19 protein-coding genes, 1 pseudogene and 1 riboswitch are annotated in these 18,583 nt (G+C 73.8%); of the genes and pseudogenes, 15 read left to right on the forward strand and 5 right to left on the reverse strand.

Features of this window, described 5'->3' with window-relative positions; translation table 11 throughout:
- The first annotated feature begins 6 nt into the window (after nt 1–6).
- The 9 genes and pseudogenes from J2S66_RS06870 to J2S66_RS06910 all read left to right on the forward strand — a co-directional run bounded on the left by J2S66_RS06870 (nt 7) and on the right by J2S66_RS06910 (nt 9,113).
- Nucleotides 7–1,152, forward strand: coding sequence for an acyl-CoA dehydrogenase family protein (locus J2S66_RS06870; protein ID WP_310305167.1), 1,146 nt, complete (start codon nt 7–9; stop codon nt 1,150–1,152).
- A gap of 30 nt (nt 1,153–1,182) precedes the next feature.
- A pseudogene (cysC, locus tag J2S66_RS06875) lies at nt 1,183–1,758 on the forward strand (adenylyl-sulfate kinase); the annotation flags it as partial.
- Nucleotides 1,755–2,669: a sulfate adenylyltransferase subunit CysD gene (gene cysD, locus J2S66_RS06880; RefSeq protein WP_310305169.1), complete on the forward strand. Its 915-nt coding sequence runs from the start codon at nt 1,755–1,757 to the stop codon at nt 2,667–2,669. The pseudogene cysC and the gene cysD, both read left to right, overlap by 4 nt.
- Complete coding sequence (locus J2S66_RS06885; protein ID WP_310305171.1) at nt 2,669–3,958, forward strand: sulfate adenylyltransferase subunit 1; 1,290 nt, start codon at nt 2,669–2,671, stop codon at nt 3,956–3,958. The genes cysD and J2S66_RS06885 overlap by 1 nt, the downstream gene beginning before the upstream one ends.
- Nucleotides 3,951–5,342: an FAD/NAD(P)-binding protein gene (locus J2S66_RS06890; protein WP_310305173.1), complete on the forward strand. Its 1,392-nt coding sequence runs from the start codon at nt 3,951–3,953 to the stop codon at nt 5,340–5,342. Before J2S66_RS06885 ends, J2S66_RS06890 begins: the two co-directional genes overlap by 8 nt.
- On the forward strand, nt 5,339–6,925 hold the full coding sequence (locus J2S66_RS06895; RefSeq protein WP_310305175.1) for an aldehyde dehydrogenase family protein: 1,587 nt from the start codon (nt 5,339–5,341) through the stop codon (nt 6,923–6,925). The genes J2S66_RS06890 and J2S66_RS06895 overlap by 4 nt, the downstream gene beginning before the upstream one ends.
- Complete coding sequence (locus J2S66_RS06900) at nt 6,922–7,389, forward strand: type II toxin-antitoxin system RatA family toxin (RefSeq protein WP_310305177.1); 468 nt, start codon at nt 6,922–6,924, stop codon at nt 7,387–7,389. Before J2S66_RS06895 ends, J2S66_RS06900 begins: the two co-directional genes overlap by 4 nt.
- A gap of 57 nt (nt 7,390–7,446) precedes the next feature.
- Nucleotides 7,447–8,136 carry a class I SAM-dependent methyltransferase gene (locus J2S66_RS06905; RefSeq protein ID WP_310305180.1) on the forward strand — a complete coding sequence of 230 codons (690 nt, stop codon included), beginning with the start codon at nt 7,447–7,449 and terminating at the stop codon, nt 8,134–8,136.
- Between the two features lie 95 nt (nt 8,137–8,231).
- On the forward strand, nt 8,232–9,113 hold the full coding sequence (locus tag J2S66_RS06910) for an alpha/beta fold hydrolase (RefSeq protein WP_310305183.1): 882 nt from the start codon (nt 8,232–8,234) through the stop codon (nt 9,111–9,113).
- A gap of 18 nt (nt 9,114–9,131) precedes the next feature.
- On the opposite strand, the gene J2S66_RS06915 is transcribed toward J2S66_RS06910, so the two are convergent.
- Entirely contained in the window at nt 9,132–9,590 is a 459-nt protein-coding gene (locus tag J2S66_RS06915; RefSeq protein WP_310305187.1) for a PaaI family thioesterase, read from the reverse strand.
- Between the two features lie 146 nt (nt 9,591–9,736).
- Between J2S66_RS06915 and J2S66_RS06920 the strand changes: the two genes are divergently transcribed.
- The gene (locus J2S66_RS06920; protein ID WP_306746080.1) at nt 9,737–9,979 is read left to right on the forward strand and encodes an acyl carrier protein; all 243 of its coding nucleotides are present in this window, start codon (nt 9,737–9,739) and stop codon (nt 9,977–9,979) included.
- A gap of 67 nt (nt 9,980–10,046) precedes the next feature.
- Here J2S66_RS06920 and J2S66_RS06925 read toward each other — a convergent pair whose 3' ends face one another.
- Entirely contained in the window at nt 10,047–10,457 is a 411-nt protein-coding gene (locus J2S66_RS06925; protein WP_310305190.1) for a hypothetical protein, read from the reverse strand.
- A 72-nt stretch (nt 10,458–10,529) separates the two neighbouring features.
- On the opposite strand from J2S66_RS06925, the gene J2S66_RS06930 reads away from it, so the two are divergent.
- The 5 genes from J2S66_RS06930 (at nt 10,530) to J2S66_RS06950 (ending at nt 15,136) form a co-directional block, all read left to right on the forward strand.
- The gene (locus J2S66_RS06930; protein ID WP_310305192.1) at nt 10,530–11,558 is read left to right on the forward strand and encodes an Lrp/AsnC family transcriptional regulator; all 1,029 of its coding nucleotides are present in this window, start codon (nt 10,530–10,532) and stop codon (nt 11,556–11,558) included.
- Nucleotides 11,559–11,569: 11 nt separating this feature from the next.
- Entirely contained in the window at nt 11,570–12,934 is a 1,365-nt protein-coding gene (locus J2S66_RS06935; protein WP_310305194.1) for a Gfo/Idh/MocA family protein, read from the forward strand.
- A gap of 184 nt (nt 12,935–13,118) precedes the next feature.
- A riboswitch (guanidine-III (ykkC-III) riboswitch) is annotated at nt 13,119–13,183 on the forward strand.
- A 10-nt stretch (nt 13,184–13,193) separates the two neighbouring features.
- Nucleotides 13,194–13,508, forward strand: coding sequence for a DMT family transporter (locus J2S66_RS06940; protein WP_310305197.1), 315 nt, complete (start codon nt 13,194–13,196; stop codon nt 13,506–13,508).
- Between the two features lie 45 nt (nt 13,509–13,553).
- Complete coding sequence (locus tag J2S66_RS06945) at nt 13,554–14,630, forward strand: DNA polymerase III subunit beta family protein (RefSeq protein ID WP_310305200.1); 1,077 nt, start codon at nt 13,554–13,556, stop codon at nt 14,628–14,630.
- Nucleotides 14,627–15,136, forward strand: coding sequence for a hypothetical protein (locus tag J2S66_RS06950; protein WP_310305205.1), 510 nt, complete (start codon nt 14,627–14,629; stop codon nt 15,134–15,136). The genes J2S66_RS06945 and J2S66_RS06950 overlap by 4 nt, the downstream gene beginning before the upstream one ends.
- 1 nt (nt 15,137) lies before the next feature.
- On the opposite strand, the gene J2S66_RS06955 is transcribed toward J2S66_RS06950, so the two are convergent.
- From J2S66_RS06955 to J2S66_RS06965, 3 genes are all read right to left on the reverse strand, one after another.
- On the reverse strand, nt 15,138–16,016 hold the full coding sequence (locus J2S66_RS06955; protein ID WP_310305208.1) for a DUF8832 domain-containing protein: 879 nt from the start codon (nt 16,014–16,016) through the stop codon (nt 15,138–15,140).
- 16 nt (nt 16,017–16,032) lie between these two features.
- Nucleotides 16,033–17,328 (reverse strand): choice-of-anchor B family protein, encoded by a 1,296-nt coding sequence (locus J2S66_RS06960; protein WP_310305209.1) that lies wholly within the window; start codon nt 17,326–17,328, stop codon nt 16,033–16,035.
- A gap of 151 nt (nt 17,329–17,479) precedes the next feature.
- A complete protein-coding gene (locus tag J2S66_RS06965) occupies nt 17,480–18,184 on the reverse strand; it encodes a phosphatase PAP2 family protein (RefSeq protein WP_310305212.1) in 705 nt (234 codons plus the stop codon).
- Nucleotides 18,185–18,583 lie beyond the last annotated feature (399 nt).

An 18,583-nucleotide genomic window follows, 5' to 3' on the forward strand; every position in this document is an offset into this window, starting at 1 on the left:
GAGGACGTGGACTTCGGTTTCACCGACGAGCAGCGGGCGCTGGCGGACAAGGTGCGGGCGTTCGCCGAGGAGAGGATCGCGCCCGGCGCGGCCCGGCACGACCGCGACGGCACGTTCATGCCCGGTTTCTTCACCGAGCTGGGACGGGCGGGCCTGACGGGTCTGGGCATCCCGGCGGAGCACGGTGGCAGCGGCCTGGGCGCGGTCGAGGTCGGCATCGCCGTGGAGGAGCTGGCGAAGGCGGAGGTGACCGCCTGCTACCCGGTGCTCAACGCCGCGCTCATCGGCGGCATCATCGACCGCAGCGGCACCGAGGAGCAGAAGGCGGCCTGGTTGCCGGCCGTGGCCGAGGGCCAGTCCGTCGTCGCCCTGGTGCTCACCGAGCCCGAGCACGGCACCGACGCCGCCGCCATCGGGCTGCGCGCCGAGCGCGCCGACGACGGCTGGGTCCTCACCGGGACCAAGACGTCCATCATGCTGGGTTTCCACGCCACCCACGGCCTGGTCTTCGCCCGCACCGGTGACGACGGCGCGCGCGGCGTGACCGCGTTCTACCTGCCGCTGGACCGCGCCGGCATCGAGCGGGAGCGCCTGCGCGACCTCGGCGCCCGCGCCGGCGGCCGCGCCACGCTGGAGTTCGACCACGTCACCGCCGCCGACGACGAGGTCGTCGGTGGGGAGGGGGAGGGCTTCGTCGGCGTCATGCGCGGCTTCGACCACTCCCGCGCGCTCATCGCCGTCATGGCCGCCGCCTCCGCGCAGGCCGCGCTGGACGACGCGATGGCGTTCGCCCGCGAGCGCACCGCGTTCGGCAAGACCATCGGTCAGCACCAGGGCGTGGCGTTCCCGCTCGTCGAGCACGCCACCCGGGTGCACGCCGCCCGCCTGCTCGCCTACGAGGCGCTGTGGCGCAAGGACGCGGGCCTGGAGCACCGCGTCGAGGCCAACATGGCCAAGTGGTGGGCCCCGCGCGTCGGCGTCGAGGCCACCCACCAGGCGCTGCTCACCTTCGGCCACCGCGGCTGGAGCGACGAGCACCCGATCAGCCGCCGCATGCGCGACGCCATCGGACCCGAGATCGCCGACGGCACCGAGAACGCCACCAAGCTCGTGGTGGCCCGGCAGCTGCTGGGCCGGGAGCACGCGCCGTAGGCACGCCCGGGCACGACCGACGAGCAGAAGGAGGAAAGAGCTGTGGCCACCACGCTGTGGTTGACCGGGCTGCCCAGTTCCGGCAAGTCCACGCTCGGCCGGGAACTGGTCGCCCGGTTCCGCGACCGGCGGCCCGTCCAGCACCTGGACGGCGACGAGATCCGCGAGGAGTTCTTCCCCGAACTGGGGTTCACCAAGGAGGACCGGACCGAGAACGTCCTGCGCATCGGCAAGCTGGCGGCGATGCTGGCCAGGCACGACGTGCTCACGGTCGTCTCGGTCATCGCGCCGTTCCGCACGGCCCGCGCCGAGGTCCGCGCCCAGCACGAGGAAGCCGGCCTCACCTTCGTCGAGGTGCACGTCCACGCGCCCGTCGAGGTGTGCGCCGACCGCGACGTCAAGGGCCTGTACGCCAAGGCCGATCGCGGCGAGGTCGACGGCATGACCGGCGTCAGCGACGTCTACGAGGCACCCGCCTCGCCCGAGGTCCGGGTGGACACCGCGCAGTACGGCATCGAGGAGAGCCTGGAGATGATCGAACGCGCCCTGGAGCGCTGCGAGCAGGAGAGCCGGGAACCGGACACGAGGGAGGCGGTGCTGCGATGAGCGCTCCGACGAAGGAGAGGGCGGTCACCGGCGTCTCCGTGCTGGAGGCCGAGGCCATCCACATCCTGCGCGAGGTCGCGGGCGAGTTCGACAAGCCCGCGCTGCTGTTCTCCGGCGGCAAGGACTCCACCGTCCTGGTGCACCTGGCCGTGCGCGCCTTCGCGCCGCTGCCGCCGCCGTTCACCCTGGTGCACGTCGACACCGGCCACAACTTCCCCGAGGTGCTGGAGTTCCGCGACGACATCGTCGCGCGGTTCGGCCTCCAGTTGCACGTCGCCGAGGTGCAGGACTGGATCGACCGGGGCGAGGTCGAGGAGCGGCCCGACGGCCTGCGCAACCCGCTGCAGACCGCCCCGCTGCTCGACACCATCACCGGGCAGGGCTTCGACGCCGTCATCGGCGGCGGTCGCCGCGACGAGGAGCGCTCCCGCGCCAAGGAGCGGATCTTCAGCATCCGCGACGACTTCGGCCGGTGGGACCCGCGCCGCCAGCGCGTGGAGCTGTGGAACCTCTACAACGGCATGCACAAGCCCGGCGAGCACGTCCGCGTCTTCCCGATCTCCAACTGGACCGAGCTGGACGTGTGGCGCTACGTCGACGAGCGCGGCATCGAACTGCCCCCGCTGTACTTCGCGCACGAGCGCGAGGTCTACCTGCGCGACGGCATGTGGCTGACCGCCGGCCCGTGGGGCGGACCCGGCGACGACGAGGAGACCGTCGCGAAGACGGTGCGCTACCGCACGGTCGGCGACGGTTCGTGCACCGGCGCGGTCGAGTCCGACGCGGCCACCGTCGCCGACATCATCGAGGAGATCAAGGCCAGCAGGCTGACCGAGCGCGGCGCCGGCCGCGCCGACGACAAGATCTCCGAGGCAGCCATGGAAGACCGCAAGCGGGAGGGGTACTTCTGATGACGTCCGACCTGTTGCGGCTGGTCACGGCGGGCAGCGTGGACGACGGCAAGTCCACCCTCGTCGGCCGGCTGCTCTACGACACCAAGTCCGTGCTCAGCGACCAGATCGACGCGGTGCTCGCCAGCAGCGAGGAGCGCGGCCTGGACGACCCCGACCTGTCGCTGCTGGTGGACGGCCTGCGTGCGGAGCGCGAGCAGGGCATCACCATCGATGTGGCCTACCGCTACTTCGCCACCGCCAAGCGCACGTTCGTGCTGGCCGACACCCCCGGGCACGTCCAGTACCTGCGCAACACCGTCACCGGCGCCTCGACCTCGGACCACGCGGTGCTGCTGACCGACGCCCGCAAGGGCGTGCTGCCGCAGACCCGCAGGCACCTGGCCGTGATGGCGATGCTCGGCGTCCCCGGCATCACGCTGGCGGTCAACAAGCTCGACCTCGTCGACTTCGACCGCGACACCCACGAGAAGATCCGCGACGAGTTCGTGGCGCACGCGGTGTCCCTGGGCTACGACGAGGACCAGGTCACCGCCATCCCGATGTCCGCGCTGACCGGCGACAACGTCGTGACCCGCTCGGAGAACACCCCCTGGTACGACGGGCCGACGCTGCTCGACCACCTGGAGCGGGTCACGCCCGACCGGCGCGGCTGCGACGTCGGGTTCCGGATGCCCGTCCAGTACGTGCTGCGCTCCGACGGCAACGACTACCGCGCGTACGCGGGCCAGGTCGTGGCCGGCAGGGTCTCGCCCGGCGACGAGGTCGTGGTCCTGCCCGCGGGCACCGTCACCACCGTCACCGAGGTGGGCACCCCGGACGGGCCGGTCGACTCCGCGGACGAGGGGCAGCCGGTGACCCTGGTGCTGGCCGACGACCTGGCCGTCACCCGGGGCGACCTGCTCGCCTCGGCCGACCGCAGGCCGAGCGTCCAGGACGAGTTCGACGCCACCGTGTGCTGGCTGGCCGAGGAACCGCTGCGGCCCGGCGCGAAGGTGCTGCTGCGGCACGGCACGCGGACCACGCAGTGCCGCGTGCCCGGCCTGCCCGCCCGGCTCGACGAGCAGGAGCTGGCCATCCAGCGGGACCCGGAGGAGCTGGCGCTCAACGAGATCGGCCAGGTCCGGCTCCAGGTCGCCGACGCGCTGCCGTTCGACGACTACGCGGACTGCGTCGCCACCGGCGCGTTCCTGCTGATCGACCCCAAGGGCGGCGACACACTGGCCGCCGGCCTGCTGGGGGACGCGCTGTCGGTGGTCGGTGCCGACCGCGGCGAGCAGGATGGCTGAGGCGTTGCGGGTGGTCGTCGTCGGCGTCGGCGCCGGCGGTGCGCTGGCGGCGATCCACCTGCTGCGCGCCGCCGCCGACCGCGACGTGCGGCTGGAGCTGGTCCTGGTCGACCGCAGCGGCGAGTTCGGCCCCGGTCGGGCCTACCGCACCGGGGACCCGGACCACCTGCTCAACACCGCCGCCGGGAAGATGAGCGCGCTGGCCGACGACGCCGACCACTTCGTGCGCTGGAGCCGGGGCGGCGGCCGCGACGCCGACGCGACCGCGTTCCTGCCGCGCGGCGACTACGGCCGCTACCTGGTCGAGACGCTGCTCGCCGAGGAGCGGCGGGCCCACCGCGCGGCGGTGGTCGACCGGGCCGCCGACACCGCGACGGGGCTGTCCGCCGACGAGCGCGGTGTGACGGTGGACCTGGCCCGGCGGGGGCCGGTGCGGGCCGACTTCGCCGTGCTCGCGCCGGGCGTCGGCGGCGGCGACCCGCTGGCCGGCGTGGTGCCCGCCGGGGCACCCCGGTACGTGCGCGACCCGTGGGACGGCCGGTGGGACGGCCCGCCCGCGGTCGCCGACGGCTCGCCGGTCCTCGTGCTGGGCACCGGCCTGTCCATGATGGACCTGGCGGGCACGGTCACCCGCGCCCACCCGGACGCGGTGGTGCACGCGGTGTCGCGGCACGGGCTGCTGCCCAGGTCGCACCGGGCCGGCCAGGCCGGGACGCCGGACGCGACGGCACCGCCGGGTGGCCCCGAGGCGCTGCGCGGCATCGGGTCGCTCGGCGACCTGCTGGGCTTCGCGCGCCGCTGCGTCGCCGCCGACCCCGACCGCTGGCGCGAGTTCGTGGACCGGCTGCGCCCGCACGCGCCCGGGCTGTGGCAGCAGTTGGACGTGGCCGACCGGCGGCGCTTCCTGGACCGCGTCAACCGGTACTGGGACGTGCACCGCCACCGCGCCGCCCCCGCCACCCACCGGCGGGTCCGGGCGCTGGTCGGCGCGGGGAGGCTGCGCGTGCACCGAGGCAGGGTCCACCGGGTGCGGTGCACCGGTGACGGGTTCGACGTCGACCTCGCCACCCCCGGCGGCACGCGGTCGCTGCGCGTCGGGTGGCTGGTCAACACCACGGGGTTCCGCCAGGACGTCGGGGACCCGCTGCTGCGCGACCTGGTGGCCGACGGCACCGCCCGCCCCGACCGGGTGGGCCTGGGCGTGGCGACCGGCGGCGACGGCCGGGTGCTCGACCGGCGCGGCGCGCCCCGCCGCATCTTCGCCCTCGGCGCCCTGCGGCGGGGGGAGCTGTTCGAGAGCACCGCCGTCCCGGAGATCCGCAACCAGGCGGTGACGATCGCCGCAGCCGCGGTCGACGCCGTCGCGCGAGAGGTGAGGACATGAGGAACGACCTGCTGATGTACCCGGCCTACATCGACGGCAAGGACGTCGAGCACCCCGAGGGCCGCTACGTGCACACCGTCACCGCCCGTGCGGTGCTGGAGGACACGGTGCCCGCGCTGGTCCTCAAGCGGGACCTGGACGCGGGTCTGGTCGACGCGCGTTCCGCCGGACCGGCCGTGGCCGGCGGTTGCGCGCTGGCCGACGACCGGATGGCCCGGCACGCGCTGGAGTCGGCCGCCCGCGCCGCGCCCGAGTGGGCGCGGGTCCCGCTCCAGGACCGCGTGGCGCTGGGCCTGCGCATCGGGGAGCGGCTGCGGGAGAAGCGCGACGACCTCGTGGACCTGCTCGTCGCCGAGGGGCAGCCCGTGGACCTGGCCGGCCCCACCCTGGACGAGTACTGGCGCGCCGACTTCAGCGGCCGGACGCTGCACTGGTGCGCCTCCCAGATGGAGACGACCAAGCCCAACGGCTCCGGGTACGCCACCGTCCGCCGCGTCGCGGACGGCGTGGTGTGCGTCAACCCGCCGCAGAACGCCTCCACGCCCAACGCCCTGTTCGGGGCCTCGGCGCTGCTGGCGGGCAACGCCGTGGTCGTGCGCGCGCCGCGCGGCGTGCCGCTGGCCACCACGCACGCGCTGCGCGAGGTCGTCATCCCCGTGCTGGAGGAGGCCGGCGCGCCCGCCGGGGTGTTCAACGTCCTGTGCGGACCCCCGATGACGGACCTGTGGCTGGAGAGCCCGCACGTCGATGACATCGTCTACGTCGGTGGCAGCGCCAAGGGCCTGGAGTTCGAGCGCGCGGCCGTGGCCGCGGGCAAGAAACCCGTGCTGGAGCTGGCGGGCAACGACTGCGTGGTGGTGTGGGCCGACGCCGACCTCGACGCCGCCGCGCGATCCATCACCGAGAACTTCCGGCAGTCCGGCCAGATCTGCAACATCCCCAACCACGTCATCGCCCACCCGGCCATCGCCGACGAGCTGCTGTCCCGGCTGGTCGGGATCGCCGCCGCGACCAGGCCCGGCTACCCCGACGAACCCGGCGTGGTGCTCACCCCGGTGCTCATGGCCCGCGCGCACTTCGCCAACATCGCCGACGCGCTCGGCCGGGGCGGCCGGCTGCTGCACGGCGGTCGCCGGCTGGAGGTCGACGGCACGCCGTCCGACACCGGTTTCTTCCTGGAGCCCACCGTGCTGCGGGTGGACGGCCTGCGCACCGCCCGCGAGACGCCCGCCGTGCGCGAGGAGACCTTCTCGCCGCTGCTGCCGGTCGTCGTGCCCGACGCCGCCGAGGCGGCTTCCGACGACGCGCTGTTCGACGAGGTGCTCCGGTTCGTCGACGGCAACGCCTACGGCCTGCGCAACTCGTTCTGGGTGCGCGACGAGCGGCTGGTCGACCGCATCGCGACCGAGGTGACCAACGGCGGTGTGGTCAACGTCAACGACTCCCACTCGGCGTTCCGGCCGTTCCTGCCGACGCACGGTGGGACCGGCCTGACCGGCGGGGTCTTCGGCGAGGCGAACTACCTGATGCTGCGGACCTCGCACCTGCAAGGCGTCAACGTGACGCGCGGAGGAGCACGATGAACGAGCACAGCGTCGTCCTGTCCACCCCGAGGCCCCCGGACGAGGTGTTCGCCGTCCTGCGGCGCCAGGAACGCTTCGCGGAGCAGGCCGACGACCTCGAATCGGTCGAGGTCGTCGCCGACGGCGAGCACCGCTACGCCCTGCGCTTCCGCGGCGGCGTCGCCCGCTGGACGCAGCGCACCGAGGTCGACGTCGAGTCGCGCACCCTGCGCTTCGAGCAGGTCGAGGGCGACTTCGTGGACCTCGGGGGCGCCTGGGAGGTCCAGGCGACCGACGGCGGCAGCCGGGTCGTGCACCGCGTCTCGTTCCGCACCGCCGTCCCGCACCTGGCCGGCGCGATCGACCCGATGATCGCCCGCGTGCTGCTGCGCGCGGCCACGTCCGTGGTGACCCGGTCGGCGGGACCGGCGGAGGTCGTGGAGGGCGGGTCGGCGCTGCGCGACGAGGTCTTCAGCACGGCGTGACCGCGGTGCGCGCGTGAACCGGTTGCCCGGCCGAGTGGCCGCACTACGCTGCGGGCGGTGAGCGACAATGCGCCGACCACGGCCGCGCAGGACTGGGAAGAGCAGGCGGGGAACTGGATCGCCTGGGCGCGCAGGCCGGGTTTCGACTCGTACTGGCGCTACCGCGACGCGTTCTTCGCGCTGGTGCCGGACGCGGCCCGGGCCACCCTCGACCTGGGCTGCGGCGAGGGCCGGGTGTCCCGCGACCTCGGTGAGCGGGGGCACCGGGTCACCGGCGTCGACGCCTCGCCCACCCTGCTGGAGGCGGCGCGGCAGGCGGACCCCGGGGGGCGGTACCTGCTCGCGGACGCGGCCGACCTGCCCCTCCCGGACGGCGGGTTCGACCTCGTGGTCGCCTACAACGTGCTCATGGACGTGGACGACCTGCCGGGCACCGTCGCGGAGATCGGCCGGGTGCTCGAACCGGGCGGCAGGCTGTGCCTGTCGATCACCCACCCGATCACCGACACCGGCAGCCGCCGCGACGGCCTGTTCGTCCTGGACCGCCCCTACTTCGACCGCCACCGCTTCGAGGACGAGGTCGAACGGGACGGGGTGCGCATGAGGTTCAGCGGCTGGAACCACCCGCTGAGCGCCTACACGGGAGCACTGGAGGACGCCGGTCTGCTGATCGAGGCGCTGCGGGAGCCGCGGGTCGGCCACGACGAGTTCCCGTGGCACCTGTGGATGAGGGCGGTGCGCCCGTGAACCCGACCAGCGTTGATGGCGGTGAGTGACCACATCGGGGAAAATTCGCACGATCAGGGGGTGTTCGGGTTGCCCGATCTGCGAAACCCGGAGGTATGACTTCGTCGCACGAGCCGGCCGCCGTCACGCACCGCACCATCGACGTCGACGGCATCGAGATCTTCGTCCGCGAAGCCGGACCCGCCGACGCGCCGGTGGTGCTGCTGCCGCACGGGTACCCCTGCTCGTCCTTCCAGTTCCGCAACCTCATGCCCGCCCTGGGCGACCGCTGGCGCCTCGTCGCACCGGACTACCCCGGCTTCGGCTACAGCGCCACCCCCGACGACTTCCCCTACACCTTCACCGGCTACGCCGACTTCCTGCGCCGCTTCACCGAGACCCTCGGTCTGGAGAGCTACGCGATCTGGCTGCACGACTACGGCGCCCAGTTCGGCCTGCGCCTGGCCATGCACGCCCCCGAGCGGGTGACCGCCCTGATCATCCAGAACGGCGACATCTACGAGGACCAGCACGGCCCCAAGTACAAGCCGCTCAAGGACTTCTGGGCCGATCCCACCGACGGGGGCCGCGAGGAGCTGGCGGCCAACGTGACGGAGGAAGGCTTCCGCGACGAGTTCATCGGCGAGGTGGGCGACGACATCGCCGCCCGCGTCAGCCCCGACCTGTGGCACCTGCACTGGTCCCTGACCACGCCGCGGCGGCGCGCCAACCTGGTGAACCTGATCGCCGACCAGGGCCGAACCCTCGGCTGGTTCGCCGACGAGCAGGCCTACCTGCGCGAGCACCGCCCGCCCACGCTCATCCTGTGGGGGCCCGCCGACGGCTACATGCCCGAGGGCGCGGCCCGCGCCTACCTCCGCGACCTGCCCGACGCCGAGCTGCACCTGCTCGACGGCGGGCACTGGGCGCTGGAGACCAACCTCGCCGAGGTGGTCCCGCTCGTCCGCGACTTCCTGACCAGGACCGTCCCCGCGTAGGGAAGACCCGCCGACCCGTCAGCCCGCGGATCGGGGACGCCACCGCTTCCACAGGGCCGTCGCCTCGGCGCGCGGCTTGCCGTCCCACACGAGCGAGACGTCCACCAGCATCTGCGCCTCGGCGGCCTCCCGGACCACGGCCCGCAGCTCCACCGGCTGGTCCAGGGGTGAGGGCCGCAGGTAGCGGACGTCCAGCCCGGCCGTCACGTAGGGCAGTGCGGCGCCGGGCAGGGCCGGCCAGCCGCGTCGTTCCGCCTCCAGGACGACGGCCGCCGCGCTGTGGCAGTCCAGGACGGTGCAGATGATGCCGCCGTTGAGGAAGCCCAGCCCGTTGTCGTGCTCGGGCCACGGGGTGAACGCGGCGGTCACCACGCCGTCGTCGCCGGGGTGGCTGCGCAGGCGCAGTCCCCTCGGGTTGCCGTGGCCGCAGCCGAAGCAGGGCAGGTCGGGGTAGAGGCGTTCCTGGATGCTGGTCACCGCGTCCACAGTAGAGGGACCCCCGGGTGGTGCGGTCGACACCCGTCCGGACGCAATCGGCGCGCAGGGGGTTGATCGGCGTCGTGCGGGGTAAGCGGACCAGGCCAAGGAACACCGCAGTCCGGGTGAGACACCGAGGAGGAACGATGGCCACCGGCGAGACCGGGTTCGACGACGTCAGCTACGACCTCATCTCCGTGCAGTACCACTCGCTCAAGGCGGGGCACGACTACGGCCAGTACGTCCGTGACGCGGAGAACGCGGGTCGGCAGGACATCGCCGACTTCTTCCGCCGCGTGATGGAGGAGGACTCGGCACGGGCCAAGCAGTGCCACGAGTTCCTCAAGGACATGGCGGCCAGCGGCGACTCCGGTCCTGCGGTCGGCTGAGCCGCCCACCAGCGGTGGGGTCCAACCCCGAGTGGACCCCACCGCCGCTCCGGCACCCCGCGCCGGGTCAGAGCCCACCGATCCAGTCGTCCCGGGGGCTGTCGTCGCCGCTGATCGCCGCGAGCACGGTCAGCAGGAGCAGGCAGGGGACGGCGACCAGCACGAGCAGCGGCGCCGCGACCAGGCCGGCCGCCGCGCCCGGCGGCACCACCGCCCAGGTCTTCGTCCCCGCCGAGGTGAAGCCCCTCGTCAGCGCCGCCTCCAGGGCGAGCAGCACGGCGAGCCCCAGCAGGACCAGGGCGGCCTGCGTCCCCCGGCCCCAGAGCGTGGCGACGTCGCCGACGAAACCGAGCGGGCCGGTGCCGTCGTCGATCAACGCGGTGCACAGGGCGTAGGCGGGCGCGCCGAGACCGGCGACGACCAGGCCGGTCCAGCCGGCGGTGCGGGTGGTGCGCGGGTTCTTCCGCTTCGCGTCCATGCCCCCCACGGTCGCCACCCGGGTCTAACCTGGGGCGGAGATGCCTGGAAAGCGCCACGACCCGGGGGTTCGGTGCAGGATTCCGCCGCGTACGACCTCGACGAGATCGACCGGGCGCTGGTCAACGTCGTCCAGGTCGCCCCGCGGGCCTCGTGGGCCGAGGTGGGGGCGGCGCTCGGCGTCGACCCGGCCACGGCCGCCCGCCGCTGGAACCGCCTGACCGGGGCCGGGGTGGTCCGGGTGACCGCGTACCCGCGCCTGGTGGGCTGGGCCCGGCACCGCTGCCTGGCGTTCGTCGAGGTCGACTGCGAGCCGGCGACCCGTGAGCGGGTGATCGCCGAACTGGTCGGGGTGCCGCAGATCGCCTCGGTGACGATCGCCAGCAGCGGGCGCGACCTGTGCCTGACCGTCCTCACGCCGGACCTCGCGTCGCTGTCCGCCCTGGTGCTGGGCCTGACCGGGGTCCGGGCCACCCGGACCCACCTGGTCACGCGGATGTTCACCGAGGGCGGCACGTGGCGGCTCGACTCGTTGACCGGCGGGCAGCGCGCGGTCCTGCGCCCGCCGCCGCCCGCCGCCGGCGTCCTCGCCGACACCGACCGGGACCTGCTGGTGGCGCTGGCCCCAGACGCGCGGTGCAGCGTCGCGGACCTCGCCGAGCGCACCGGCACCAGCGCGTCCACCGCGCGCAGGCGGCTGGCCCGTGCCGTGCGCGACGGCACGCTGACGTTCCGGTGCGAGACCGCGCAGCCCGTCACCGGGTGGCCGGTGTCGGCGAGCTTCTGGGCCAGGGTGCCGCCGCACGGGCTGCGCGCCGTGGTGGACGGGCTCGCCGCGCTGCCGGAGGTCCGCATGTGCGCGGCGGTGACCGGCGCGGACAACCTGGTGATCAGCCTGTGGCTGCGGTCGCTGCCGGACAGCCGGCGCTTCGAGGAGCGGTTGTCCACCCACTTCCCGAGCCTGGCCGTGAACGACCGCACGATCGAGCTGCGCGCGGTCAAGCGGATGGGCTGCCTGCTCACCCCGGACGGCCGCAGCACCGCCGTCGTGCCGGTCGACCCCTGGGCGGTCCGGCACGACGGGCCGCCACCCGCACCGTGAGGAGCACCGGTTTGTCCGACACCGCAGGTTCCCGCCGCCGCTACGCCGTGGTCGGCGTGGGACACCGCGCCGCGATGTACGTGGAGGCGCTCGCGTCCGAGTACGCCGACGACGGCGAGGTGGTGGCGTGGTGCGACCCGAGCCCGACCCGGATGTCCTACTACGACGCGGTCCTGGGGTACGCGCCGGCGCGCTACCCACCCGAGCGGTTCGACGACCTGCTGCGCGAGCGGCGACCGGACGCGGTGGTCGTCACCTCGCCGGACGCCACCCACCACCGCTACGCCGTGGCCGCGCTGCGGGCGGGGTGCGACGTCGTGGTGGAGAAGCCGCTGACCACCACCGCCGAGGGCGCGCGGGCCATCGCCGAGGCGGCCCGCGACTCGGTGGGAGGGGTGGTGGTGACGTTCAACTACCGGTACTCGCCGCGCAACGGCGAGGTGCGCCGGCTGATCGCGGGGGGCGCGATCGGCGACGTCACCTCCGTGCACTTCGAGTGGGTGCTGGACACCGTGCACGGGGCCGACTACTTCCGGCGGTGGCACCGGGACAAGGCCCACTCCGGCGGCCTGCTCGTGCACAAGGCGAGCCACCACTTCGACATGGTCCACTGGTGGTTGGGCGACGTGCCTCGGACGGTGTTCGCGCTGGGCGGCCTGCGGTTCTACGGAGCCGAGAACGCCGCCGCGCGCGGCCTCGGCCCGCGTCCGGAGCGCTCGACGGGCGCGCCGGGGACGGGGACGGACCCGTTCGCCCTGGACCTGCGCGCCGACGACGTGCTGCGCCGGCTCTACCTGGAGGCCGAGCCGGACGACGGCTACCTGCGCGACCGCGACGTGTTCAGCGGGGGCATCACCACCGAGGACAACCTCTCGGTGGTCGTCGGCTACCGCTCGGGCGCGTCGATGAGCTACTCGCTCAACGCCCACTCGCCGTGGGAGGGCTACCGGGTGGCGGTCAACGGCACGGCGGGCAGGCTGGAGCTGGACGTGGTGGAACGCGGCCACGTGCCCCCGGTCGGCGCGGCGGGCGTGGTGGGCCGCCCGGTGGTGGACCCGAGCGCCGGCCCGGGCCGCGCGGCCACCGCCGACCGCCCGACCGCCCCCGACCCGCGTCCGCCCGGTGAACGACTCCTGCTGCAACCCCACTGGTCCCCGGCCCGGCTGGTCGACGTCCCGCGGGGCGAAGGAGCCCACGGCGGGGGAGACGCCCACCTGCTGGCCGACGTGTTCCGCCCCTCCGGCGTCGAAGACCCGCTGGGGCGTCGCGCGGGGCTCCGCGACGGCCTGCTCGCCGCCGGCGTGGGCATCGCGGCGAACCGCTCCCTGGACACCGGCCGGGCGGTGCGCCTCGCCGACCTGTTCCAGGAGGGGTGAACGCGGACATCCGCTGCAGGTCGGACCGGCGCACTCCTGTGCCGCGACCCGGTGGGACCGGCGCGCTGTCCACCGCTGTCCGGTGTTCGTCGTCCGGTGCTCGTCGTCCGGCGGTGCCGCGCCGGGCGGCGGGGCTGGTGACCGACTGCACCGCGTCCGGCGCACCGGCGTGTGGGAAGGTGGAGGCGAACCCGGAGCGGGTTCCCGGACGAGCGGCGCCGTACCCGGTCAGCGACAAGACGGCGTTCCGGGAGTCGTCGTGCACTGGGTCGTCCTCCTCCTCTCCGCCGTGCTGGAAGCCGTGTGGGCCACCGCCCTGAGCAGGTCGGAGGGGTTCTCCAAGCTCTGGCCGACGGTCGTGTTCGCCATCGCCGCCGCTGGCAGCATGGGCGGTCTCGCGTACGCCATGCGCGGCCTGCCCGTGGGCACGGCGTACGCGGTGTGGGTCGGGATCGGCGCGGCCCTGACCGCCGGCTACGCCATGTGGTCCGGGACCGAGCCGGTGTCCCTGGTCAGGGCGCTGCTGCTGGCCGGGATCGTGGGCTGCGTGATCGGGCTCAAGCTCACCCACTGACCGCGGGGTTGACCTTCGGGTTACCCGAAGCCCGATGATGGCCGGGTGCCCGACCCCGAACTCCTCACCATCGGTGCCTTCGCCCGCTCCAGCGGGTTGACGGCCGGCGCGCTGCGCTTCTACGCCGACTCGGGCCTGTTGCCGCCGGCCAGCGTGGACCACTCGTCCGGGTACCGCTACTACACCCGTGACCAGGCGGAACGCGCCGTGACGATCCGCCGCCTGCGGGAGGTCGACATGCCGCTGGAGCTGATCGCCGAGGTCCTCGCGCCCGGCTCCCGCGACGCCGCCCGGATCATCGACGACCACGTGGCGCACCTCGCGCACCGCACCCGCCGGGCGTGGGAGACCGCCGCGGCGGTCAAGGCCGCGCTGGGCCTCGTGCCGTCGACCCCGCGCGTGTGCCTCAACGGCCCGGTGTTCACCGCCGCCGTCGAGCAGGTCCTCACCGCCACCGCGCAGGAGCCGGAACTGCCCGTGCTCAACGGGGTGCGCGTCGAGGTGTCCGCCGACGGCGTCGTGCTCACCGCCACCGACCGGTACCGCCTGGCGACCCGCACCCTGGTTCCCACCGCACCGAGCGAGGCCGACTGGGCGGTCACCGTCGACGCCGACGACCTGCGGTTGGCGCTGCCGTGGACGCGCCGCCGGCACGACCTGGGGGTGAGCACCCGCGCCGGTCGCGTCCACCTCCGGGGCGACGACGGGGATGCCCGAGAGTGCCGCACCCTGCCCGAACCGTTCCCCGACCACCGGCTGCTGCTGGCGTCCCTGCCGGAGGTGCGCACCCGCGTCCTCGTGGCCCGCAACGCCCTGCTGCGGGACGTGGAGGCGCAGCGCGACCACCGCGTCCGGCTCGACGCGCGCGGGTCCGGGGTCGTCGTCTCGTCCGCGGGGACCCCGCCCGCACCGCCGGTCGCCGCCGTCGTCACGGGTCCGCCGATCACGATCGCGTTCGCCACCACCACCCTGCACCCGGCGATCGGCACGGCGGTCGGCCCGGACGTGATGCTCGACTTCGCCGGCCCCCACGACCCCGTCGTCGTCCGCTCGGCCGACGACGGCGACCTCACCACCCTCGTCATGCCCCTCCGAGCGGAACCCGAAGGACGTGCCCGATGACCACCGCACCCGCCGAAGACCCCACCATGACCGAGATCACGGCGGCCGTGAGCCTCGGCCACACCGGCGACACCGCCGCCGCGCGCACGCGGCTGCTGGAGCTCTGGCACCGGATCGGCCCGGTGGGCGACCCCTTCCACCGGTGCGTCCTCGCGCACTACGCGGCCGACCTCCACGACGACCCGGCGGAGGCCCTCGTCTGGGACGTCCGCGCGCTCGACGCCGCGGAGGTCCTCACCGACGACCGGGTCCAACGCCACCACGACGGCCTCCGCATCGCCGCCTTCCTCCCGTCGCTGCACCTCAACCTCGCCGACGGCTTCCGCAGGCTGGGCTCGTTCGCCGCGGCGGCCGAACACGTCTCCGCCGCGCGGCGCCACGAGCACACCCTCGGGGACGACGGCTACGGCACGATGATCCGGCGGGCGGTCGACGAGGTCGCCGAGGCGATCGACCGCCGGTCCACCGGGAAGCGCGCGAGCGCGCCGGGGCCGGCCGCCCGGTAGTTCAGACGACCTCGACGGTGACGGCCGCGGTGTGGGTGGAGCCGCCGTGCGAGAACTCCAGGAACAGCCGGTGCTCGCCGCGCTCGGCGAAGACGGCCTGGAACGACAGCTCGCCGCCGGTCAGCGGCACGCCCAGCGGTTCCAGCGGGTGCAGGTGGGTGGCCGACAGCAGCACGGTGTGGAAACCGGTCATGTGCCCGTAGGCGCCCAGGTGCGGGTCGAGCGCGCGCACCGGTTCGCCGTCCGGGGCGCGGACGGCGAACCGGAGCCGTTGCGGTCGCAGGGCGGTGGGTGTCACCGGCTCGTCGACGCGGGTCACCGTGAACCCGCCGGAGGTGACCGCCTCGGCGCCCGGGGCCGGGACGGGCACCAGGGTCGTGTCGCCGGGCACGCTGAACGGCACGCCGAGCACGACCGGGTGGCGCGGGTCGGCGGTGTCGTGCGGCACGAACTCGACGAACATCCGGTACGCGCCCCCGTCGGGCAGGTCCAGGGCGGTGTGCCACTCGTCGCCCACGAGTGTCGGGTGCACGTGCCGGAAGACGTGCATGTCGTCGCGGACGGCGAAGAGGTGCAGCTGCTTGGTCTGGTTCTCGCGGAAGCCGGTGCGCGGCAGCCCGTCCGGGCCGATGACGCGGAACGCGACGGGCACGGCGTCCCCGCGCGTGCCCGGTGTCGTCACCTGCTCCAGGCGGTAGCCGCTCTCGTTGTCGGACAGGCCGTCGCCGTGCGCGGCGGGCACGAGGTCCGCCGCGCGCTGGTGCGTGGAGTGCGTCGCCGAGCCGGGTGGGGACGGGCTGAACAGCGCCAGCCCGCCCGCCACCACCACCGCCGCGGCGGCCACGACGAACACCCAGTCCGTGAACCGCAAATCGCGCACGTCCACCCCTCGCGGGTTACCGGGAGGGGAGGTTGGGCCTGACCACGACCAGGCCCTGCTCGATGCCGTTCACCAGCACGATGCCGCTGGCGAAGTACGGGTAATCGCTCCACGCCCCGTTGAACTTCGCGCTGTCGGACGCCGGGTGGATGTCGAAGTAGCCGACCTCGGTCAACCGCCCCGACGCGACCTGCGTGACGTCCAGGATGCGCAGGCCCGCCTGGTAGTTGGCCTGGTAGGTGTACCCGCCCTTGACGTACTGGTTGTGGTCGATCGCGGTGGCCGGAGAGCTGTAGGTGCCGGTGTGCACCGGGGACGACAGCCGCGCCAGGTCCCAGATGTAGGTCTTGGTGCGCTTGTCGGTGCCCCTCGACTCGTCCAGCTCGTCGTCCAGCAGGAAGTACCGCTGGTCCTCCGTCAGCCAGCCCTGGTGCGAGTACTGCGCGCCGGAGTAGCCCTTGCGCGAGATCTGCACCGGGGCGGACTTCGTGGTCACGTCGACGATGGTGAGCGTGTCCTCGTTGGCGTTGAAGCAGATCTCCCTGCCCCGGTAGGTGGTGTCCGGGCCGCGGTAGACCACGCACTGGGTGTCGTGCGTGTAGCCGTCCTGGGACACGCAGCCCGCCTTGACCGGGGACTTGGGGGTGCGGATGTCGACGATGTGCGGTCCGCCGCCGCACGTGTTGGAGCCGACCGCGTAGGCGAAGCCGGTCTCCTCGTTGATCGCGATGTTGTGCGCCGGGCCGAAGCCCTTGTACAGGGCGTCCGCGGTGAACGTCTGCGGCGTCGTGACCGTCCGCAGGCGGGTCAGGTCGAACACCTGCATGCCGTGGCCGGTGATGAAGTCGGCCACGATGAACGCGTGACCCTGGTACACCTTCATGTCGCGCCAGCTGCTGCTGCCGCCGTTGGACGGCAGGTTGCCCAGGTACCGGGGCGACGTCGGCGTGCTCACGTCGACGAACGCGGTGCCGTTGGTGCGGCCGACGATCGCGTACTCCTTGCCGGAGGACGGGTCGGTCCAGCCCCAGATGTCGTTGCCGTTGCCGCCACCCATGCGCGACAGCGGCAGGACGCTGAGCAGGTCCACGTTCTTGCAGGGGTAGATGTCGGCCTTGCCGTTGACGCAGGGCACGCCGGCGGCGGTGCCGACCACGGCGTGCCGCTCGGCGGGGACGTGGTCGGCCATGAACGTGCGGGCCGCGGCCTGGCCCTCGGGGGTGTCGGGGTCGTGCGCGGACGCGGCCGTCATCGACAGCGCGACCAAGGAGGCCGTGAGCACGGCCAGCCCGGCTGTTCGCAGGATCTTCATGGGCAGCGCTCCTCGCCGGAAATGCCCGGACCCGCTGGGGCGGCCCGGGAGCAGGGGTTTCCGATCGAGTCCCACGGTAGGGGGAGTGGCTACGGTGAGTGAACCGCCGATCGTCGGTTCTCCGCCGACCTTCCGCTCGTCCGGCGGGAGATCAGCGCACGCGCGGCAAACGCCGCGTCGCGTCGTCGCCCGCCGGGGTGGGACGGGGAATGCGCTCCGTGACGTCCACCGCGCCCACGACGACCGTGTCCGCGTCCGGCGTCGGGGACGTCGACCCGGGCAGGAGCGGTCGGAAGCGGTCGACGAGCGCCACCGCGACCGGGCGGAAGGCGAGGGCCAGCAGGGGAGCGGCGGTGACGCCCAGCAGGTAGCCGACGGCCACGTCGTGCGGGTAGTGCACGCCCACGAACACCCGTGACAGCGCCATGATCGCGGCCAGCGGCAGCACCACGGGCGCCAGGCCGCGCCACGCGAGCACCAGCGCGCCCGCGCTCGCGGCGGCGATCGTGGCGTGGTTGCTGGGGAACGACCAGTCGCCCACGGGCGGGCACTCGGCCAGCGCCAGCGCGCCCGCCACCGCGCGGCACGGGCGCTCCTCCTCGATGAACGACTTGGCCGTCTCGCTGATCGCGTACGCGCCCACGGTCGCGAACGGCGCCAGCAGGGCCGGGGCCAGCGAACGGGACGGCGCCCGCCGGAGCCGCCACGCGGCCAGCAGGAACAGCACGGCGAACACGACCAGCCCGCCGTCGGTGCCCCACTCGGCGAAGCCCTGGAACCACAGCGGTGTCCCGGCGGCGAACTCGGTGATCGCGCGGTAGAGGTCGGCGCTGGTCTCGAACACTGCGGTGATCACGACCCCAAGGTTATTCACCTGCTGGTCGGCGTGTCGCAAGGCGGTCGTGATCCACCGTCCCCCGGTGTGGGGTATGGGGACCCACCGAGGTGCGCGGGCCGTGCCGGCGACCTCGGGCGTGCCGGGACCGCACGGCATCCCGTCGTCGCGCCAGTGAGCCGCAGCCCGTCCTTGCGGCACCCCGAAGCCGGTCATTTCGAGCACTGAACCGAGTCTGACGTGCGCGAACAGGTAGTCCGCCCGGCCAGGGTGATCGACTGGGCCCGGCGTTCGGGTGACCCCTGTAATGAACCCGGTCCGCGCCGCGAAACGTCGATCGCAGCGATCCCTGCTCCCGCTGCGCGCTGTGCCGCCCGACCGGCCGAGCCTCCCCGCGGCCGGGTTGTGCCCCTGCCCGCG

Source organism: Saccharothrix longispora (assembly GCF_031455225.1).
Taxonomy (GTDB): domain Bacteria; phylum Actinomycetota; class Actinomycetes; order Mycobacteriales; family Pseudonocardiaceae; genus Actinosynnema; species Actinosynnema longispora.

Excerpts from the sequence above, each read along its gene's own strand:
- J2S66_RS06925 (WP_310305190.1), bottom strand. The coding sequence starts at position 10,457 with ATGGACGCGAAGCGGAAGAACCCGCGCACCACCCGCACCGCCGGCTGG.
- J2S66_RS06960 (WP_310305209.1), bottom strand. The coding sequence starts at position 17,328 with ATGAAGATCCTGCGAACAGCCGGGCTGGCCGTGCTCACGGCCTCCTTG.
- J2S66_RS06910 (WP_310305183.1), top strand. The coding sequence starts at position 8,232 with ATGACTTCGTCGCACGAGCCGGCCGCCGTCACGCACCGCACCATCGAC.
- J2S66_RS06885 (WP_310305171.1), top strand. The coding sequence starts at position 2,669 with ATGACGTCCGACCTGTTGCGGCTGGTCACGGCGGGCAGCGTGGACGAC.
- J2S66_RS06890 (WP_310305173.1), top strand. The coding sequence starts at position 3,951 with ATGGCTGAGGCGTTGCGGGTGGTCGTCGTCGGCGTCGGCGCCGGCGGT.
- J2S66_RS06950 (WP_310305205.1), top strand. The coding sequence starts at position 14,627 with ATGACCACCGCACCCGCCGAAGACCCCACCATGACCGAGATCACGGCG.
- cysD (WP_310305169.1), top strand. The coding sequence starts at position 1,755 with ATGAGCGCTCCGACGAAGGAGAGGGCGGTCACCGGCGTCTCCGTGCTG.
- J2S66_RS06900 (WP_310305177.1), top strand. The coding sequence starts at position 6,922 with ATGAACGAGCACAGCGTCGTCCTGTCCACCCCGAGGCCCCCGGACGAG.
- J2S66_RS06895 (WP_310305175.1), top strand. The coding sequence starts at position 5,339 with ATGAGGAACGACCTGCTGATGTACCCGGCCTACATCGACGGCAAGGAC.
- J2S66_RS06920 (WP_306746080.1), top strand. The coding sequence starts at position 9,737 with ATGGCCACCGGCGAGACCGGGTTCGACGACGTCAGCTACGACCTCATC.